The following is a 14,341-nucleotide window of genomic DNA, read 5'->3' as shown; positions in this document are numbered from 1 at the left end:
GCCCGCTAAACGCGACCTGCGCGGGGCTCCCCTCCGGTCCCGGCCCCTGGCCGGCAGATCGCGTTTAGGGGGCTGAAGTCGCTCCCGCTCTCCGGGCCGCAGATCGCACTTAGCCCGCTGAACGCGCTCCGGTGGGCCCCTGCCCTCCGGCCAAACTGGATCGCACTTAGCCCGCTGAACGCGCTCCCGCGGCAGCGTGTGAAGCAGGTCGCAGGGGTGCGAGTGGCAAGCGCGGTACGGTCCTGCGAGGGGCCCCTCGGCTCCACACGCCCCGGCCGGCGGAGTCGAGCAGGAGGTCACACGGTGCCCGATCGGTTGTTCCCCGCGCTGGCGAGCGGCTCCGGCAAGGAGGCGCTCCGCTTCGGCGACACTTCCCTCACCTACGCCGACGTCGCGGCCGTCGCCGGCACGCTCGCCCGCGACCTGCCGGGCGGCCGCGTCGCCGTCTGGGCGACGCCCTCGGTGCACACCAGCGTCGCCGTGATCGCCGCCCTGCTCGCGGGCGTCCCCGCCATCCCGCTCAACCCCAAGATCGGCGAGCGCGAACTCGCGCACATCCTCACCGACAGTGAGCCCGTCCTCGTACTCGCCGAACCGGGCGCCGTCCTGCCCGCCGGCCTCGATGGCCTGCCGCGCCGCGACATCGTCCTCGAAGGCGCGCCCGTCGATCTCCCCGCGGAACCGGATGCCGAAGCCCCGGCGCTGATCGTCTACACCTCCGGCACCACCGGCCCGCCCAAGGGCGTCGTCCTCCCGAGGCGCGCGATCTCGACCACTCTCGACGCGCTCGAGGACGCCTGGGAATGGACCGCCGACGACGTCCTGGTCCACGGTCTCCCGCTGTTCCACGTGCACGGCCTGATCCTCGGCATCCTCGGGCCGCTCCGGCGCGGCGGCTCGGTCCGGCATCTCGGTCGCTTCTCCACCGAAGGCGTCGCACGCGAGCTCGCCACCGGCGCGACGATGATGTTCGGCGTCCCGACGATGTATCACCGCATCGCGGTCGAAGTCGGCGACAACCCATCGCTCGCCGAAGCGCTGAGCGGCGCCCGGTTGCTCGTGTCCGGATCGGCCGCATTGCCCGTCCACGACCATCAGCGCATCACCGCCGCGACCGGCCGGCGCGTGATCGAGCGTTACGGGATGACCGAGACCCTCATGAACACCAGCATCCGCGCCGACGGCGAGCACGTCCCCGGCACTGTCGGCGTTCCGCTGCGCGGCGTCGACCTGCGGCTCGTCGACGAGACGGGCGAGCCCGTCGAGGAGATCGAGACCGTCGGCGAGATCCAGGTCCGCGGACCGAACCTGTTCACCGAGTACCTCAACCGCCCCGACGCCACCGAAGCCGCCTTCGACGACGGCTGGTTCCGGACCGGCGACATGGCGACCCGCGACGCGGCCGGATACGTGAAGATCGTCGGCCGGAAGGCGACGGACCTGATCAAGAGCGGCGGTTACAAGATCGGCGCGGGCGAGATCGAGAACGCGCTCATGGAGCATCCCGGTGTCGCGGAGGTGGCGGTGACCGGCGAGCACGATGACGACCTCGGCGAGCGCATCGTGGCCTGGGTGGTGCCCGACGGGGAACGTCCGGCGGAGGCGGAACTCGCCGACCACGTCTCGCGCTTGTTGTCGCCGCACAAACGGCCTCGGGTGGTCCGCTATCTGGACGCGTTGCCGCGCAACGACATGGGCAAGGTCATGAAACGGGCACTCGGATGAGCAGGCCCTCAGCACGGTCCGTCGTCAAGGAGATCGCGACCGGTTTCGAGGATCTGGACGTTCCGCGTGGCGATGAGCCGGACGACGGACCGATCGGCTGGCCGGGCTACCGCTCGGCACGTGAGGCCGCCGAGGAGCGGACCGGCGAGGACGAGTCCGTGCTCTGCGGGACCGCCGAGATCGGCGACGTCGAGGCGGTCGTGATCGCCTTCGAGTTCGGCTTCCTTGGCGGGTCGATCGGTCAGCGGACCGGTGACCGCGTCGAGGCGGCGTTCGCGCGGGCGGTGGAGTCCCGGTTGCCGGTGGTGTCGCTGATCGCGACCGGCGGCAGCCGCATGCAACGCGGGATGCGCGCGCTTTCGCAGTTGCAGCGCATCGCGCGGGCGGCCGCCGGGGCTCGGTCCGTGCCGCAGATCTCGGTGTTGCGCGATCCCACCACGGGCGGCGGCTGGGCGACGCTCGGTGCGAGCGCCGACGTCGTTCTCGCGTTGCCCGGCGCCCAGGTCGGCTTCGCCGGTTCCCGCGTGCGTCCCGCCGACGCGCCCGCGGAGGCGTACACGGCCGAAGCGAAGCTCGCGTGGGGCCAGGTCGACCGGATCGTGGCGCCAGCCGAACTTTCCACGGCCCTTGAGCGATGGCTGCGCTTGCTGACTTCGGCGACGACGGAAGCCGCCGAGCCGCCCGGAGCGCTCGGCGTGACGGACTTACCCGGCAGCGGATGGGATGCGGTCCAGGCGGCGCGCTCCGCTGAGCGGCCGAGGGCAGCGGAGTACCTCGACGCGTACTTCGACTGGCGTGAAGAGGTCTCAGGTGACAGGTGCGGCGGAGTCGACTCCGGTGTCTTGTGCGGCTTCGGCTGGCGAGGTGGCCGAGCGATCGCGTACGCGGCGCAGTGCGGAACGCCGACGCTGCCCGCGGGCTTCCGGACGGCGGCGCGTTTGGTGCGGCTCGCGTCGAGGCTCGGGATCCCGGTCCTCACCCTCGTCGACACCCCGGGCGCGGCGAACGACGAGGCGGCCGAGCGGGCCGGGGCCGGGGCGGCGATCGCGGAGTTGTTCGAGGCGATCGCGAGCGCGGCCGTGCCGATCACGACGCTGGTGATCGGCGAAGGCGGATCCGGTGGCGCGCTCGCGTTCGCGGCGCCGGGGTCGACCTGGGTGACGCACAACGCGTACTTCTCGGTGACCTCGCCCGAGGCCGCCGCGGCGATCCTCAAGCTGCCCGCCGACGAGGTCCCCGCTCTCGCGGACCGGCTGCGGCTACGCCCCCAAGACCTGGTCGACCTGGGAATCGCGCGCTCCGTGGTGAGCCCCGCGGATCGCGTTTAGCCCGCTAAACGCAGGTCGGACGGCACAGATCGCGATTAGGGGGCTAAACGCAGGTCGGGCGGCCGGATCGCGTTTAGCCCGCTAAACGCAGGTAGGGGGTGCGGGACTCCCAGGTGCCATGCGGCTCCAGGGTGACCACGCGGACGTCGTCCTCACGACGCTCCAGCCGCACGACGAGGTAGTCGTCCGACAGGCGCTCGGCGGCCCCCTCGCCCCATTCGACGACCAGGGCGGACCGCTCCAGTTCGGTGTCGAGGTCCAGATCGTCCAGCTGCGAGAGATCCCCGCCGAGCCGGTACGCGTCGACGTGCACCAGCGCGACCCCGGCCTCGCCCGCCGGATGCACCCTGGCCAGCACGAACGTCGGCGAGCTGACCCGCCCGCCGACCCCGAGACCGTCCGCGATCCCGCGGGTCAGCGTCGTCTTGCCCGCCCCGAGCGGCCCGGCGAGCAGCACCAGATCGCCCGCGCGCAGCGAACGTCCGAGCTCGCGCCCGAAATCCATCGTCGACTCGGGAGTCGGGAAAGCGAAATTCATCAGCGTTGCCACCACCAGGTTCGCCGGTCGGAAGTCTCACCATCGGTGCCCGTGCATCGTTGCACCAAGTCGATCAGGTGGCTGTTCACCAGTTCGGGTTGTTCCAGCTGCACCATGTGTCCCGCGCCGCGGACGCGCACCAGCTCGGCGTCCGGTAGCTCCGCCGCGATCCGCTCGGCGTGCGCGATCGGCGTGAACCGGTCGGAATCCCCGCCGACGACCAGCACGTGCGCGTGCTTCAACCCGGCGAGCGCGGCGTACCGGTTGTGGCTGCCGAGCGTGTCGACGAAGTTCACGAGCCCGCGCACGGGTGTCACTTCGAGCATTTCCAGCATGAAGTCGACGAGTCGCGGGGACACGTCACGGCTGCCGAAAGCCAGCCTGCGCACGGCCTGCCGGGTCAGCTGCCCGCCTGCCGCGCGCACGAACTCGACGAGTCCCGGCTGCCAGCCGGCCAGTCCGCCGACGCCTCGCGTGAGCGGGTTGTACTTCGAGAGCAGTGACCGCGGCAGTCCCCGCGCGCCGACTTCGCCCGCCGCGGTCGCGATGAACGCGACGCCGACGACGCGGTCGTCGAACAGCTCGGGATGTTCCGCGGCGAGCTCCATGATCACCATGCCGCCCATCGAGTGCCCCATGAGCACGATGGGTCCCTCTTGCACCACCGAGCGCACGACCATGTCGAGGTCGCGCGCCAGCTGCTCGATGGTGCTCGTTTCGGCGGTCGCGGCGCCGGATTGCCCGTGCCCGCGATGGTCGTAGTAGACCTGACGCACCCGCGGCAGCTTCAGCGACGCGAGGTCTCGCCGCTGGAAGTGCCAGCAGCGCTTCGACAACGCGAAACCGTGCACGCCGACGACGGTCAGCTCCGGTTCTCCCCCATCGGCCGGATCGATCTCCTCGACCGCGAGCGGCGTGCCGTCCTCCGCCGCCACTGTCGACGTCCGATCCGGTTCAAGATCCCCCAACGGCTCGTCCACGAACGGATCCTCACTCTGCCGCCGCTGCTGCGCGGCGACGGCGATCGCGGCGGCGGTGCCGGTGGCCACCGCCCCGACGCCGCCGACGATGGCCAGCAGTCTTCGTGAAGGTGTCACGAGCCTGCCTTCGGATACGTCCGGTGGATGCGGGGCCGGTACATCGAAGTCACGATCTCGTAGTCGATCGTCCCCAGCTTGTCGGCCCATTCCCGGGCCGTGGGCTCGCCGGACGCGCCTTGGCCGAAGAGGATCACTTCGCTGCCGACGGCCGGTTCGTCGTCTCCGCAATCGACGACCAGCTGGTCCATGCAGACGCGGCCGACGACCGGCCGTCGCTTTCCGGCGAGCAGGACGTCCATCCGCCCGGAAAGCGACCGCGGCACACCGTCGGCGTATCCGACCGGGACCAGGGCGAGAGTGGTGTCTTGGCCGGCCGTCCAGCTGTGGCCGTACGAGACCGATTCACCGGACGCGATCCGCTTGGTGAGCACGACGGACGACTTGAAGGTCATCGCCGGACGCAGATCGTCGGCGGTGGGCACCGGGTTCAGCCCGTAGATCGCGATCCCGGGGCGCACGAGGTCGAAGTGCAGGTCGGGCCTGGTCAGCACGGCGGCGGAGTTCGCGATGTGCCGCATCGGATTCAAGCCGGCGGCGCGGGCGATGTCGTAGGCCTCGTCGAACCGCTTCGTCTGCGCGTCGATGGAGGGGTGACCGGGCTCGTCGGCGCACGCGAGGTGTGACCAGATGGCGACTACCTCGATAAGCGGCTTCGCGGCCGCCGCTGCCTTGACCAACGCCGGCCATTCCGCAGGTGGGCAGCCGTTTCGGGACAGTCCGGTGTCGATCTTGAGGTGCACCCGCGCGATCGCGGTTAGCCCGCTGAAGTCGCGTGCCCGGCGCGCGCCGTCGGCTACGCGGGCTAGCTCGTCGAGGGAGCTGACGGCGACGTCGATGTCTTCGGCGACAGCGGGAGCGAAGTCGGCTCCGGGGGTGTCGAGCCAGCTGAAGAGCCGGACCCCGATCCCGGCCCGGCGCAGCGCGAGCGCCTCGGCGAGGGAGCAGGTGCCCAGCCAGGTGGCCCCGCCCTCGACGGCGGCCCTGCCGACCTCGAGGGCTCCGTGCCCGTAGCCGTCGGCCTTGACCACGGCCATCGTCTGGGCCGCGGGAGCGCGGGAAGCGAGCAGGGCGACGTTGTGCCGGATGGCGGACAGGTCGATGACGACCTCGGCACGCGGGAAACTGGCGGTCATAACGACCGCCAGTTTCCCATGAGCCGGCTCAGGACAGGCGCGCCCCGTCGGTGGCGGAGAACACGTGCAGCTCGTCGGGACGGATCCGCAGGTGCAGGGTGTCGCCCATGGCCGGCGGTGTGCGCGGGTCCACACGGGTGACGACGTTCGACTTCGAACCCTCGGCGTCGGTCTCGGCGAGCTTGCCGTAGACGTACGCGTCCGAGCCGAGTTCCTCGACGAGGTCGACCTTGATCGGCAGGGTGCCGTCTTCGCTGGTGGTCACCTCGAGCGACTCCGGACGGAAGCCGAGGGTGACCGTGTCGCCTTCGGCCTTGGCGAGGATCTCGCGGGTCAGCGGCACGCGCGCGCCGCCCAGCTCGGCACCGTCTTCGGTGAGCTTCGCGGTGACGAGGTTCATCGCGGGCGAACCGATGAACCCCGCGACGAAAGCGTTCGCGGGCTTGTCGTACAGGGCGCGCGGGGTGTCGCACTGCTGCAGGAGCCCGTCCGAGAGGACCGCGACCCGGTCGCCCATCGTCATGGCCTCGACCTGGTCGTGCGTGACGTACACGGTGGTGACGCCGAGGCGGCGCTGCAGCGCGGCGATCTGCGTACGGGTGGAGACACGCAGCTTCGCGTCGAGGTTCGACAGCGGTTCGTCCATCAGGAAGACCTGCGGCTCACGCACGATGGCGCGGCCCATCGCGACGCGCTGGCGCTGACCACCCGAGAGAGCTTTCGGCTTGCGGTCGAGGTACTGCTCGATGTCGAGCAGCTTGGCCGCGTCGAGCACCTTCTGCTTGATCTCCGAAGCCGGACGGCCCGCGATCTTCAGGGCGAAGCCCATGTTCTGGCCCACGGTCATGTGCGGGTACAGCGCGTAGTTCTGGAACACCATCGCGATGTCGCGGGCGCGCGGCGGCAGCTGCGTGACGTCGCGGTCGCCGATCCACACGGCGCCTTCGTCGATGTCCTCGAGGCCGGCGAGCATCCGCAGGCTGGTGGACTTGCCACAGCCGGAAGGCCCGACCAGCACGAGGAACTCGCCGTCGGCGATCTCGAGGTCGAGTGCGTCCACGGCGGGCCGCTCGGAGCCCGCGTAGCGCCGGGTCGCCTTGTCGTAGGTGATCGTGGCCATCGGTTCAGTCCTCTTTCGGTTTCGCGGAAATGCCGTGCCCGAGTTCGCGGGCTTCGAGATACCGTTGCCGGATCCGGCGCCCCTCGGCGCGGTCCGCCTCGTTCGGCTCGAGTGGGGTGTAGCCGTGCTGTTCCTGCCAGCGGGGAGGTTCCGTGCTGGAAGCGAGGGCCCAGGCCGCCTGTCGCGCGGCGCCGACCGCGACGTACTCGGCGACCTCGGGGATGACGACGGGCACACCGAACACGATCGGCGCGACCGCGCGGACGGCGGCCGACTGCGCGCCGCCGCCGATCAGAAGGACCCGGCGGACTTCGAGTCCCTGCTCGCGCAGGGCGTCGAGACCGGCGGCAAGGCCGCACAGCATGCCTTCGACGGCGGCGCGGGCGAGGTTCTCGGGCGTCATGTTCGCGCGGGTCAGGCCGAAGAGCGTGCCCTTGGCGTCCGGGAGGTTCGGCGTCCGCTCACCGTCGAGGTACGGCACGAAGGTGAGGCCGCCGGAACCGGGCGTGGCGGCGAGCGCCAGCTTGTCGAACTCCGCGAGTTCGACGCCGAGCATCGCGGACGTGGCCGTGAGCACGCGGGCCGCGTTGAGGGTGCAGGCCAGCGGGAGGAAACGGCCGGTGGCGTCGGCGAATCCCGCGACGATGCCGGAGGGGTCGGCGCTCGCGGTCTCGGAGACGCCGAAGACGGTGCCGCTGGTGCCCAGCGAGACCACGACATCGCCGGGGACGAGTTCGAGACCGAGCGCGGCGGCCATGTTGTCGCCGGTTCCGGCCGAGACCAGGATCCCGTCCGGGGTGTGGCCCGCGGCTTCGGCGGGGCCGATGACCTTCGGCAGTTCGGGAGTGCGGCCGCCGAAGGCGTGTGCGAGGAGGTCTTGGCGGTACTCGCCGGTGGCGGGCGAGAAGTATCCGGTGCCGGAAGCGTCGCCGCGGTCGGTGACCGGCTCGGCGCCGTCGCCCAGCAGCCGCCAGGTCAGCCAGTCGTGCGGGAGCAGGACGCGGGCGACGCGATCGGCCAGTTCTGGCTCGTTCTCCGCCATCCAGCGCAGCTTCGTGACGGTGAAGCTGGCGACAGGCAGCGAGCCGACGGACTTCGCCCAGTTCTCGGGACCGAGTTCGCCACCGAGGTCTTCGGCCGCCTTCGCGGACCGAGTGTCGTTCCACAGCAACGCGGGCCGGACGACCTCGCCTGCGTCGTCGAGGGCGACCATGCCGTGCTGCTGACCGCCGATGCCGATGGCGCCGACGCCGTCGAGCAGGCCATCCGTGGCCTCGCGGAACGCGTCCCACCACGCGGCGGGGTCGACTTCGGTGCCGTCGGGGTGCGCGGCACGGCCGGTGCGGACGATCTCGCCGGTGTCCGCGTCGCAGACGACGACCTTCGTCGACTGGGTCGACGAGTCGATTCCGGCGACCAGGTCAGAACTCATATTCCGGGCCCTCCGGTGCGCATTCGACCTGCTCGATGGCGGTTCCCGCGTTCAGTGCCGCCTCGATCTCCTCGGTCGGCGCTTCTTCGTCGGTGATCAGGAGGTCGTAGTCGCCGATGTCGCCGTACGCGTAGGTGGCGGTGCGGCCGAACTTGGAGTTGTCGACGACCAGGACGTTGCGGTCGGCGGTGCGCAGGGCGGCCTTCTTGAGCTCGGCGTAGTCCTGGACCGGGTGGAACAGGCGGCCGACCGCGACCGCGGCGACCGAGACGAACGCGATGTCGGCGTGCGTGCGGTCGAGGAACGCGACGACGTCCGGGCCGGCGCACGAGTCGAACTCGTGGTGGTAGCGCCCGCCCGCCAGGACGACCTCGACGCTCTTGGCCGGGCCGAGGATGCGGGCGGCTTCGAGCGAGTTGGTGATGACGGTGAGGTCCTCGATCCCGCCGAGGCGGCGGACGAGCGGGAAAAGCGTCGTCGAGTCGTCGACGAAGACCGTCTGGCCGGAGTGGACGTGCGCCGCGGCGGCCTCGCCCAGCGCGTCCTTCGTGGCCTGGTTGAAGGTGTCGCGGAAGCGGGCCGCCGACTCCATGGTCGTCGCGGGGTAGGCCTCGACCTTGCCGCGGAGTTTGCGGAGGAGGCGGCGCTCGGCGAGGTCGTCGAGGTCGCGGTGCATCGTCATCAGGCTGACGCCGAACCGGGTGGTGAGGTCGTCGATGCGGACCTCGCCGGTGGCGATGACGTGGTCGAGGATCTCCTGGCGCCGATGCTCGACGGCGGCGTCCGAGGGCCTGGTCTTAGACATGGGCGACACCGTTCACGAACCGGACCTTCGCGGTCTCAGCGGGGTAGGTGTCGGCGCTCACACCTGCTTCTTACCAGATTATTCGCCCGGAGTTAACACGTAACTCGATAACTCCCGCATTTTTCTCACCGCCGTACCGTCCTCCCCCCGCGTGCGTTTAGCCCCCTAAGTGCGTTCTGCGGGCGGATGCCCTCAGAACGCACTTAGGGGGCTAAACGCAGGTCGGGGCCCTGGTCAGGAGGCGAGAGATCGGACGGACCGGATGGCGTCCGGGACCGCGCCGAGGATGCCGGAAGCCGAGGTCGGCGCGCCGTCTGCGGCCAGCGACCCGGCGATCGAGTGGACGTGCGCGGCGGCTCCCGCCGCCAGCCACGGGTCGAGCCCGGAAGCGAGCAACGCGCCGACCAGACCGGACAGCACGTCCCCCGAACCTGCCGTCGCGAGCCACGATCCCCGCGGCGTGTTCACCAGTGCGCGCCCGTCCGGCGCCGCGACCACCGTGCAATGCCCCTTCAAGAGCACGACGGCGTCGTACTTCCGGGCGGCCGAACGCGCCGCCGCGACCCGGTCCGCCCCCGGCGGCGAACCCATCAGCCGCTCGAACTCCCCCGCGTGCGGGGTCAGCACGAGTGGCGTGTCCGGATCGCGCGCGTCGAGCACGTCGGGCGAACGAGCGATGATCGTCGTCGCGTCGGCGTCCGCGCACACCGGCACGCCGCGGCCGAGCACGAACCTCAGCACGTCCCGGCCTTCGTGCCCGGTGCCGATCCCCGGCCCGACGACCCAGGCCTGCACCCGGCCCGCGTCCGTCACCGAACCCGTCGCGATGACCTCGGGCCAATGCCCGCGCACCACGTCCGCGGCATGACCGGCGTACCGCACCAGTCCGGACGTCGCCCGGACCGCCGCACCGGCCGCGAGCACGGCCGCCCCCGGATACGTCGCCGACCCGGCGGCCACCCCGACCACGCCCTGGCTGTACTTGTCGTCGTCCGGACCGGGCACAGGCCATGCCGCGGCGACGTCGGCCGTGTCGAGCCGCTGCAAGTCGGGCTCGCCGAGTTCCGGTCGCAACCCGATGTCCACCAGGTAGACCTCGCCACAGAACGCGGGCGCGAGGGCATGCACCGGCTTGAGCGCGCCGAAGGTGACCGTCCGGTCGGCCACGACCGCCGGACCGTCGACGGCGCCGGTGTCCGGATCCACGCCGCTGGGCAGGTCGACGGCCAGCACCGGCGAACTCACGTGCTCCAGCAGCGCGGCGGCATCCGCTCGCAACGGCCCGCGCGCCGAAATACCGACGATCCCGTCGATGACGAGATCAGTCCGGCGAATCCACTGTGGACCATCCTCAAGGGACACGATCTTGCCGCCGGATCGCTTCAGGGCGGCCAAACCCGGGGCGTGCGCGCGTTCAGGCTTCAGCAGGATCGCCGAGACGGCCACGTTGCGGCGACGCAGGAACGCACCCGCCCACAAGGCGTCACCGCCGTTGTTGCCCGACCCGACGAGTAGCGTCACCCGCCGCCCGGATACCGAGCCCGTGTGCTCGGCCAGCATCTCGGCGGCGTGCACCGCGAGGCCGAAAGCCGCTCGTCGCATGAGCTCGCCGTCTGGAGTGACGGCGAGCAACCGGTCCTCCGCCGCGCGAATCCGTTCCGTGGTCCAGATTCCCTGCACGACGCCTCCGGTCTCTACTCGACGGTGACCGACTTCGCCAGGTTACGCGGCTTGTCGACGTCGTACCCACGCGTGCGGGCGATCTCGGCCGCCAGCACCTGCAGCGGCACCGTGGAGACCAGCGGCTGCAGCAAGGTCGGGACGGCCGGGATCTCGATCAGCTCGTCGGCGAACGGGCGGACGGTCTCGTCGCCCTCCTCCGCGATCACGATCGTGCGGGCGCCGCGCGCCTGGATCTCGCTGATGTTCGACACCAGCTTCGAGTGCAGCATCGCGCGTCCCTTGGGCGACGGCATCACCACGACGACGGGGAGGCCTTCTTCGATCAGGGCGATCGGGCCGTGCTTGAGCTCGCCGGCGGCGAAGCCCTCGGCGTGCATGTACGCCAGTTCCTTGAGCTTCAGCGCGCCTTCGAGAGCGACCGGGAAACCGACGTGACGGCCGAGGAACAGCACGGCCTTCGAGTCGGCGATCCGGCGGCCGAGGTCGCGGACCTGGTCCACAGTGGACAGGACCTTCTGTACCGCGGCGGGCATGGCCTCGAGTTCGGCGAACTCACGGGCGACCTCGTCCGGGTACTTGGTGCCGCGGGCCTGCGCGAGCGCCAGGCCGACCAGGTAGTTGGCCGCGATCTGCGCGAGGAACGCCTTGGTCGAGGCGACGCCGATCTCCGGACCGGCGTGCGTGTAGAGGACGGCGTCGGACTCGCGCGGGATCTGCGCGCCGTTGGTGTTGCAGACGGCCAGGACACGGGCCTTCTGTTCGCGCGCGTGGCGGACGGCTTCGAGGGTGTCCGCGGTCTCGCCCGACTGGGAGACGGCGACGACCAGCGTCGCGCGGTCCAGCACCGGGTCGCGGTAGCGGAACTCGCTGGCCAGCTCGACTTCGACCGGGAGGCGGCACCAGTGCTCGATGGCGTACTTGGCGACGAGGCCCGAGTGGTACGCGGAACCACAGGCGACGACGAAGACCTTGTCGACGTCGCGCAGGTCCTGGTCGGAGATGCGCTGTTCGTCGAGGATGATCCGGCCGCCGTCGAAGTGGCCGCGCAGCGTGTTCGCCAGCGCCTCCGGCTGCTCCTCGATCTCCTTGAGCATGAAGTACTCGTGGCCGCCCTTTTCCGCGGCCGAGAGGTCCCAGTCGACGGTGAACGGCTTGGCCTGGGCGGCGTCCCCGTGGAAGTCGGTGACGTCGTAACCGTCGCGGGTGATCACGACGAGCTGGTCCTGACCGAGCTCGACCGCCTCGCGGGTGTGCTCGATGAACGCGGCGACGTCGGAAGCGACGAAGTGCTCCCCCTCGCCGACACCGACGACCAGCGGCGACGAACGGCGGGCGGCGACGATGGTGTCCGGCTGGTCGGCGATGCTCACGACCAGGGTGAACGCGCCCTCGAGACGACGGCAGACCGCGGCGACGCTGGCCGGGAAGTCACCCTTCGTGTCGCTTTCGGTGTAGGCACGGGCGATGAGATGCGCGGCGGTCTCGGAGTCGGTGTCGCTCGCCATCTCGACGCCTTCGGCCTCGAGCTCGGCGCGCAGGGCGGCGAAGTTCTCGATGATGCCGTTGTGCACGACGGCGACGCGCTGGGAGGCGTCGCGGTGCGGGTGCGAGTTGCGATCGACCGGGGCGCCGTGGGTGGCCCAGCGGGTGTGGCCCATCCCGGCGGTGCCGGTGAAGGCGTCCCTGCCGACGGTGTCGAGCTGGGTCTCCAGGTTGGCCAGGCGGCCCGCTTTGCGCTCGACGTTCAGCTCGCCGGCGCCGTCCAGGACGGCGACGCCCGCCGAGTCATAGCCGCGGTACTCCATCCGGCGAAGCCCGCCGATGACGACGTCCAGGGCCGGACGGTGTCCGACGTATCCCACGATTCCACACACGGCCTCCAGACTAACGACGGAAATCCGGCCCCTTCGCCCCGGGAGCCCGCGCATCGCCTTTAGCGGGCTAAACGCGATGCGCGGGGCGGCGCGCGGGCCGGACCGGGGTGCGGGCAGTAAGGTCACGAGCATGGCCAGCAAGCCCAAGCAGCTGCTCGCGGAGCTGTCCCACCCAGGTCCGCACGAGGTTCTGCGCGGCAACCTCGCCCTGGTCGGACTCCCCGGTGTCGTGTTCACGCCCCGTTCGGGGCTCGGTCTGCCCGCGATCGCCTTCGGGCACGGCTGGTTGCAGCCGACCGGGAGCTACCGGCACCTGCTCCGGCACCTCGCGAGCTGGGGCATCGTCGCGGCGGCTCCGGCCACCCAGCGCGGGCCGCTGCCTTCGCACCGGCTGCTGGCCGGCGACCTGCTCACCACACTCGACTTGATCACGACGGTCCGCCTCGGCCCGGACGGCATCAGTGTCGACCCGGCGAAGCTCGGCCTGGCCGGGCACTCGACCGGCGGAGGTTCGGCGGTGTTGGCGGCCGCGCAGGCAGCCGAGAACGACGAGCGGCCCGAGATTCGCGCCGTCGCGACCATCGCCCCCGCGCAGACATTGCCGCCGGCGACGGTCTCGGCCCGGTCGGTGAGCGCCCCCGGCCTGCACCTCGCGGCGGGCGAAGACCTGGTCGCGCCGCCCGTCGGGCATGCCGAGGCCATCGCGGACGCGTGGGGCGGGCCGGTGCAGCTGCGGACGCTCGGGAAGTCGTCGCATCTCGGCGTCACCGAGGGCAGGCACTGGAGCCAGCTGCTGCTGCACGGGAAGCCGCACCGCGGGACCCAGCAGCTGACGAGGGCGCTCTTCACCGCTTTCTTCCTCACTCACCTGACGGGAACGACGAAGTACCGGCCACTGCTGGACGCCGACGTCAAACGCGCCCCGATCGAGGTCCAGGACGAACCCGCCGCCTGACGCAGATCGCGTTTAGCGGGCTAAACGCGATCCGGCGCCAGGGGCAGAAGAAGGGCCCGGCTCTGGCGAGCCGGGCCCTGAAGTGCGGTGAAGCCGGTCAGTCGACCATCCACGAGTTATTCGAGAAGTCGTCGTCGTCGAATCCCTTGTCATCACGGGCGTGACGACCTCGCCGACGCGCGGGCGTGCCAGGTGCTTCGGACGCTGCGGCACTCGGAGCGGGTGCCGGTGCCGCAGGCGGGACGTCCACCGTCGCCGGCATTCCGGGCACCCCGGGCGCGACCGGAGGAGGCGGAGGAGGCGGCGCCGGCCGTGACGCATCAGGCCGGGCACCGAACTCGGCGAACCGGGCGTCCGGCTTGTCGTCGTCCTCGATGTCGAAGCCGATCGTGTGGTTGCGGTCGGCGGTCGTCTTGCCGGTCAGCCAGCCGCCCGCCTCCTTGCTCCGCTTCCCCAGTTCCTGCATGTGAGCGGCGTACTTGTCGTGGATGGCGGCGTCCTTTTGCATGGTCTCCACCGCCTGGGCCTTGGCATCGGCGAGATGCCGCTCCCGCAGCCCGCGCTGCTCCAACTGCTCCGTGATGGCGGCGTCCTGCCTGGACATGGCGGCCGCCAGCCGGTCGACAGCGCTCATCGGTCCTCCCTCGT

12 protein-coding genes are annotated in these 14,341 nt (G+C 71.0%); 3 read left to right on the top strand and 9 right to left on the bottom strand.

Annotation, left to right across the window (positions count from 1 at the left end):
• Window positions 1-303: 303 nt before the first annotated feature.
• Together H074_RS16115 and H074_RS16110 are read left to right on the top strand one after the other, a co-directional pair.
• On the top strand, window positions 304-1,725 hold the full coding sequence (locus tag H074_RS16115) for an acyl-CoA synthetase (protein ID WP_007031094.1): 1,422 nt from the start codon (window positions 304-306) through the stop codon (window positions 1,723-1,725).
• Window positions 1,722-3,053: a carboxyl transferase domain-containing protein gene (locus tag H074_RS16110; protein WP_007031093.1), complete on the top strand. Its 1,332-nt coding sequence runs from the start codon at window positions 1,722-1,724 to the stop codon at window positions 3,051-3,053. Before H074_RS16115 ends, H074_RS16110 begins: the two co-directional genes overlap by 4 nt.
• Window positions 3,054-3,126: 73 nt before the next feature.
• Here H074_RS16110 and tsaE read toward each other — a convergent pair whose 3' ends face one another.
• From tsaE to glmS, 8 genes are all read right to left on the bottom strand, one after another.
• Window positions 3,127-3,591 carry a tRNA (adenosine(37)-N6)-threonylcarbamoyltransferase complex ATPase subunit type 1 TsaE gene (gene tsaE, locus H074_RS16105; protein WP_007031092.1) on the bottom strand — a complete coding sequence of 155 codons (465 nt, stop codon included), beginning with the start codon at window positions 3,589-3,591 and terminating at the stop codon, window positions 3,127-3,129.
• Window positions 3,591-4,688 carry an alpha/beta fold hydrolase gene (locus H074_RS16100; RefSeq protein ID WP_007031091.1) on the bottom strand — a complete coding sequence of 366 codons (1,098 nt, stop codon included), beginning with the start codon at window positions 4,686-4,688 and terminating at the stop codon, window positions 3,591-3,593. Before H074_RS16100 ends, tsaE begins: the two co-directional genes overlap by 1 nt.
• A complete protein-coding gene (gene alr, locus H074_RS16095) occupies window positions 4,685-5,824 on the bottom strand; it encodes an alanine racemase (RefSeq protein ID WP_007031090.1) in 1,140 nt (379 codons plus the stop codon). Before alr ends, H074_RS16100 begins: the two co-directional genes overlap by 4 nt.
• 28 nt (window positions 5,825-5,852) lie before the next feature.
• Entirely contained in the window at window positions 5,853-6,944 is a 1,092-nt protein-coding gene (locus H074_RS16090; protein WP_007031089.1) for an ABC transporter ATP-binding protein, read from the bottom strand.
• Between the two features lie 4 nt (window positions 6,945-6,948).
• Window positions 6,949-8,376 (bottom strand): xylulokinase, encoded by a 1,428-nt coding sequence (gene xylB, locus H074_RS16085; protein ID WP_007031088.1) that lies wholly within the window; start codon window positions 8,374-8,376, stop codon window positions 6,949-6,951.
• Window positions 8,366-9,181 carry a DeoR/GlpR family DNA-binding transcription regulator gene (locus H074_RS16080; RefSeq protein ID WP_007031087.1) on the bottom strand — a complete coding sequence of 272 codons (816 nt, stop codon included), beginning with the start codon at window positions 9,179-9,181 and terminating at the stop codon, window positions 8,366-8,368. The genes xylB and H074_RS16080 overlap by 11 nt, the downstream gene beginning before the upstream one ends.
• A gap of 234 nt (window positions 9,182-9,415) precedes the next feature.
• On the bottom strand, window positions 9,416-10,861 hold the full coding sequence (locus H074_RS16075; RefSeq protein ID WP_007031086.1) for a bifunctional ADP-dependent NAD(P)H-hydrate dehydratase/NAD(P)H-hydrate epimerase: 1,446 nt from the start codon (window positions 10,859-10,861) through the stop codon (window positions 9,416-9,418).
• Window positions 10,862-10,875: 14 nt separating this feature from the next.
• Window positions 10,876-12,738 (bottom strand): glutamine--fructose-6-phosphate transaminase (isomerizing), encoded by a 1,863-nt coding sequence (glmS, locus tag H074_RS16070; protein ID WP_007031085.1) that lies wholly within the window; start codon window positions 12,736-12,738, stop codon window positions 10,876-10,878.
• A gap of 130 nt (window positions 12,739-12,868) precedes the next feature.
• On the opposite strand from glmS, the gene H074_RS16065 reads away from it, so the two are divergent.
• Window positions 12,869-13,693 carry a dienelactone hydrolase family protein gene (locus tag H074_RS16065; protein ID WP_007031084.1) on the top strand — a complete coding sequence of 275 codons (825 nt, stop codon included), beginning with the start codon at window positions 12,869-12,871 and terminating at the stop codon, window positions 13,691-13,693.
• Between the two features lie 97 nt (window positions 13,694-13,790).
• Here H074_RS16065 and H074_RS16060 read toward each other — a convergent pair whose 3' ends face one another.
• Window positions 13,791-14,327: a hypothetical protein gene (locus H074_RS16060; protein ID WP_007031083.1), complete on the bottom strand. Its 537-nt coding sequence runs from the start codon at window positions 14,325-14,327 to the stop codon at window positions 13,791-13,793.
• Window positions 14,328-14,341 lie beyond the last annotated feature (14 nt).

The organism is Amycolatopsis decaplanina DSM 44594, assembly GCF_000342005.1.
Classification (GTDB): domain Bacteria; phylum Actinomycetota; class Actinomycetes; order Mycobacteriales; family Pseudonocardiaceae; genus Amycolatopsis; species Amycolatopsis decaplanina.
Note: the sequence above shows the minus strand (reverse complement) of the source record. Positions and strands in the feature narration are given on the sequence as shown.